This window comes from Pseudoalteromonas sp. S3785 (assembly GCF_005887365.1).
In the GTDB taxonomy this organism is placed as follows: domain Bacteria; phylum Pseudomonadota; class Gammaproteobacteria; order Enterobacterales; family Alteromonadaceae; genus Pseudoalteromonas.
This window is the reverse complement of the sequence record NZ_PNCT01000085.1, coordinates 1-4,647: the sequence shown is the minus strand read 5'-3', so window position 1 is coordinate 4,647 and position 4,647 is coordinate 1. Positions and strand designations below refer to the sequence as shown.

The window sequence follows — 4,647 nt, the reverse complement described above, 5'->3', positions numbered from 1 at the left end:
CACGCGTGTGGTCTCATCTCTGGTCCTTCCCTTCTCCGTTTTCTCTGTGGTGATAAAAATCACTTTTTTTATTTAAAAACAAATCGACCACCGAGGACACCGAGGCGCTGCGCGCTGCACTGAGGAGGCATTAGATCTTCTCCTTTACTTCTCTGTGTTCTCTGTGGTGATAAAATCACTTAATCACTTAATCACTTTAGTGGCTTTAAGCCCAAAGCAATTTGACCACCGAGGGCACCGAGGCGCTTCGCGCTACACAGAGAAAATATACCATTTTTTAGTATCTTCTCCTGCACTTCTCCTTGCCTTCCCTGTGGTGTTAATAATTTCTTAATTACTTATGCACTAGAACAAAGCGCTTTTACCACCGAGAACACCGGAGCGCTGCGCACTACACTGAGAAACATACAAGTAGCAGCGAGTTTACCTCGCGTCTGGCATTTAATACAAAATACGCGGCATAAAGCCGTGACTACAACGTCCCCTCTATAGCGCAGCGCCTCCTAACCTCTTTGTGAATTAATGCTTTAAATTTTTTGGGTGGATTACCACGCCTAGCATTACGCCCTATCTACGTCAAACGCGATGACTTCTTTTATTGTCTCTTTTTCGGTGGCTAGCATAACTAACCTGTCTATCCCCATTGCAACACCTGCACACTTTGGAAGCCCGTGTTCAAGCGCGGCGATTAAACGCCTATCCATGGGCACGTGGTTTAGCCCATTGGCAGCGCGGTAGGCATTATCTTCATCAAAGCGTTTTGCCTGCTCTTTGGCATTAGTTAGCTCGTTAAAGCCGTTTGCTAATTCCATATTTTTATAATAGAGCTCAAAGCGCCCTGCTACGCGATTATCGTGCTCACAAATTTGTGCAAGTGCCGCTTGCGATGCCGGAAAGTGATACACAAAACACGGCTTAGTTTGCCCAATAGTTGGCTCTACTTTCATACAAAATAACAGCTGCAGTAAGGTGTCTTTATTGGTTTCGTTTTTAGCTATACTGGCAAAGCCATGTTCGCTGGCAAGTGCTTGTAATTGCGCAAGTGTAGCTGTTAATGGGTCAAGTGATAACACCTGCTCAAATGCTTGCTGGTAAGTCAGTCGCTCCGCAGGCTCTACATTTAAAATAAGCTGCATTAGCTCATCCATTTCATCCATTAATGCAAACTCATCAAACCCAGGGCGATACCACTCAAGCATAGTAAATTCGGGATTATGATAGCGACCCGCCTCTTCGTTTCTAAATGCCTTACAAAGCTGGAAAATTGGCCCAGAGCCTGCGGCTAATAGGCGCTTCATGGCAAATTCGGGCGATGTTTGTAAATAAAGCGGCAAGCCTCCAGCGTGGCCTGGGCCTACAAACTGCGTATTAAAACTCGCTAAATGCACATCGGTTACGCTTGCGCTACTTAAGCTAGGGGTTTCTACTTCCATTACATTACGCGTATAAAAAAATTCACGAATGGTTCGTAGTATGGCTGCGCGCTTTTTAAGGGCTTTTATGCTTGCGCTTGGGGCCCAAAGTGTTGCTGACATATTTTCTCCAAAAAAAAATCCCAGCTTAAGCCGGGATTTTATAAACCGTAAACAAGCTTACTTAACACGGCCTACGTATTCACCGCTACGGGTGTCTACTTTAATTACTTCACCAATTTGTACGAATAATGGAACACGTACTACTGCACCCGTGCTAAGCGTTGCAGGTTTACCACCTGTGCCCGCTGTATCGCCTTTTAGGCCAGGATCAGTGTCAGTGATCTCAAGCTCAACAAAGTTAGGTGGCGTAACCGCGATTGGGCTACCGTTCCATAGCGTAATAGTACATACATCGTTTTCAACTAGCCATTTACCTGCATCGCCAAGTGCTTTTTCGTCAGCGGCAATCTGCTCAAATGTTTCGTTGTTCATGAAATGCCAAAACTCACCGTCTGTGTAAAGGTACGCTAAGTCGGTATCCATTACATCGGCACCTTCAACTGATTCACCCGATTTAAAGGTTTTTTCAAGTACCTTGCCAGAAATAAGCTTACGGATACGAACACGGTTAAACGCTTGGCCCTTACCAGGTTTTACCATTTCATTTTCTAAAATACTGCAAGGTTCGCCGTCCATCATAATTTTTAGGCCGCCCTTGAACTCGTTGGTGCTATAATTCGCCATCGTTTCCTCTATTTAATTTTTTTCGAGTAATCTACGTGCCAATGATACAAAGAAATGAAGCAAATTTGCATAAAAACTGGCAAAAAGAATTAGCAAATGTAGTTACCTGCCCAAAAACCTTGCTTGAAATGGTCGGTTTATCGAGCCAAGCCCATGAAAACGACCTAAAAGCCCGCAGTTTATTTCCGGTACGCGTGCCAGTCCCATTTATAAAAAAAATGCGCAAGGGCGATGCAAACGACCCCTTATTGCTACAAGTTATGCCGCGCCACCAAGAGTTTTTAACTAAAACTGGTTTTAATAAAGATCCACTGCTTGAGCAAGACAACGAGCAGCCTGGGCTTTTACATAAGTATAAATCCCGTGTTTTAATTATGTTTAAAACCGGCTGTGCAGTAAATTGCCGTTACTGCTTTAGGCGCCACTTCCCGTATCAAGAAAACCAGCTTAATAAAAAAAGCCTGCTTGATGCGCTTAGCTACATAAAATCAGATGCCAACATAAACGAAGTAATTTTAAGTGGTGGCGACCCACTTATGGCCAAAGACGATGCCATTAGTTGGTTTTTAGATGAGCTTGAACAATTACCGCAAATTAAACGCATGCGAATACACAGCCGTTTGCCTGTTGTTATACCTGCGCGCATTACCGATGAACTATGCGCTAGATTGCAGCAATCACCGCTTAAAATTGTGTTTATTAACCATATAAATCATGCAAACGAAATAGACGACGAGTTTAAAGCAGCCATGCAAAAGTTAAAGCAAGCAGGCGTAACGTTATTAAACCAAGCCGTTATTTTAAAAGAAGTGAACGATACAGTTGAGGCACAAATAAATTTAAGTGAGGCGTTATTTGATGCAGACGTACTGCCATACTATTTATATTTGCTTGATAAGGTTGAAGGCGCAAGCCACTTTGATATAGAAGAGCCACAGGCAATAAAAATAATGGCAGAGCTATTAGAAGCCCTGCCCGGATTTTTAGTGCCTAAATTGGTAAGAGAAATAGGCGGTCAGAAAAGCAAAACGCCTATCGACCTTAAGTTAGTTTAAACGTATATATTTACATTGTTACCCAGTGTTGCAGTGACCGACTGAGCCGGTGATTGCGCACTTGTTGCTTGCGCAGCACCTTCAATAAGTGCAAGTGCTGCTGCGCCATCTGCTAATTGCTGCTTTTTAGACAAAGCAGCAGTATAAACTTCACCACCTTGGCCAGAGCTAGACATAGCGGGTAGATTTCCACCTGATATATTCATCGTTATAAGCCTTAATCAACCTGACATTTAAATGTAATCCAAGTACTATATCGGCAATGCAGTACAAAGCTTTAGGAAAACCATGGATTCTATAATTGAACAACTCAACGCTAACTTAAAAATTGTTTATCGCCAAGCACTTGATGCCGACAAAAAACTAGATGAACTACAGCAACAAGGCCACGGTAAATTTAAAGCCTTATTCCCAGCCGATGCCGGATTTAGTTTTGAAGCTAAACGTTTTAAGCCATACGTACTTGATGTAGCAGCCGATGTAGAAAGCTTAAGCACTGATGGTTTTGATGAAGAAAAGCTAAAAAAAGCGGTTATTAAACTGCAACAGTTACTTACCCTGCTCGCTACGTTTAAATAATTGTTGTCAGTTGTCAGTTGTCAGTTGTCAGTTGTCAGTTGTCAGTTGTCAGTTGTCAGTTAAATATTAAAAAACACCGCGTTAAATTTAGTAAACATCAAATACAAAAACGCCGATAAAGTTTATCGGCACTTTTGTATTTATTTTGTAGCTGTATTTAACTTATATTAGATAAAACTTTAGAATTAAACCAATTAGTTACTAAGCGTTTTTCATAATAAAATGCTCTAGAGGTTGAGCGCTTAATTTTATCTAAATAGCCTCTATCTTTTAATAACACTTCTGAGGCGTGGTTCACAACTTCACCCTGCGGATTAGTTACCGTGTAAGACAGCTTAATTTGTGGGTAATGAAATGGTTGAATTACTCTTATTTTTTTAGCGCCAGAAAACTCAATAGCACCCGCTAAATCAAGATCTGCAACCTCTACATTTAATTTATATCCACTTGGTAATTTTTCAGCTAACTTCGCAAAATGCTTTTCAAAGTTAATAGTAATTTGCTTTTTAAAAGAAGTCGGTGATTGATTTGTTGCACGCACATCGCGGTAATTGTCAAAATCCTGCCATTTAACTGCAGACTCACCAGCTTGTGCAATACCAACAGAACTTAAACCCATTACTAGCGTTAGTAATTTTAAACTTTTCATAATCTTCTCCATGTGAACTATCAAAAGTCAACGCAAGTACAACACATTCAATTTAAATCAATAAACCTGAAAACTTACACTGATAACAGTAGTTTAAATTAGCAGCAAAAATTTTTAATGTAAAGTAGGTAGATGTAAGGTTAATAATGTAGCTAGTATAAATAATAGCTGTTAGCTGTTAGCTGTTAGCCGTTAGCCGTTAGCC

Annotated in this window: 6 protein-coding genes; 2 read left to right on the top strand and 4 right to left on the bottom strand. The window is 41.1% G+C overall.

Going from position 1 to position 4,647, the window contains the following annotated elements:
* Positions 1-560 precede the first annotated feature (560 nt).
* Positions 561-1,535, bottom strand: a complete 975-nt coding sequence (epmA, locus tag CWC17_RS17405; protein WP_138614310.1) for an elongation factor P--(R)-beta-lysine ligase — start codon at positions 1,533-1,535, stop codon at positions 561-563.
* A 57-nt stretch (positions 1,536-1,592) separates the two neighbouring features.
* The gene (gene efp / locus CWC17_RS17400; protein ID WP_055016950.1) at positions 1,593-2,159 is read right to left on the bottom strand and encodes an elongation factor P; all 567 of its coding nucleotides are present in this window, start codon (positions 2,157-2,159) and stop codon (positions 1,593-1,595) included.
* A 41-nt stretch (positions 2,160-2,200) separates the two neighbouring features.
* On the opposite strand from efp, the gene epmB reads away from it, so the two are divergent.
* Positions 2,201-3,214 (top strand): EF-P beta-lysylation protein EpmB, encoded by a 1,014-nt coding sequence (gene epmB, locus CWC17_RS17395; protein WP_138614308.1) that lies wholly within the window; start codon positions 2,201-2,203, stop codon positions 3,212-3,214.
* Here epmB and CWC17_RS17390 read toward each other — a convergent pair.
* Complete coding sequence (locus CWC17_RS17390; RefSeq protein WP_055020488.1) at positions 3,211-3,420, bottom strand: hypothetical protein; 210 nt, start codon at positions 3,418-3,420, stop codon at positions 3,211-3,213. The genes epmB and CWC17_RS17390 overlap by 4 nt on opposite strands.
* Positions 3,421-3,502: 82 nt before the next feature.
* Between CWC17_RS17390 and CWC17_RS17385 the strand changes: the two genes are divergently transcribed.
* Positions 3,503-3,793: a hypothetical protein gene (locus CWC17_RS17385; protein ID WP_055016947.1), complete on the top strand. Its 291-nt coding sequence runs from the start codon at positions 3,503-3,505 to the stop codon at positions 3,791-3,793.
* Positions 3,794-3,950: 157 nt separating this feature from the next.
* Here the strand turns inward: CWC17_RS17385 and CWC17_RS17380 are convergent, their stop codons facing one another.
* Positions 3,951-4,442 (bottom strand): DUF3016 domain-containing protein, encoded by a 492-nt coding sequence (locus CWC17_RS17380; RefSeq protein WP_138614306.1) that lies wholly within the window; start codon positions 4,440-4,442, stop codon positions 3,951-3,953.
* Positions 4,443-4,647 lie beyond the last annotated feature (205 nt).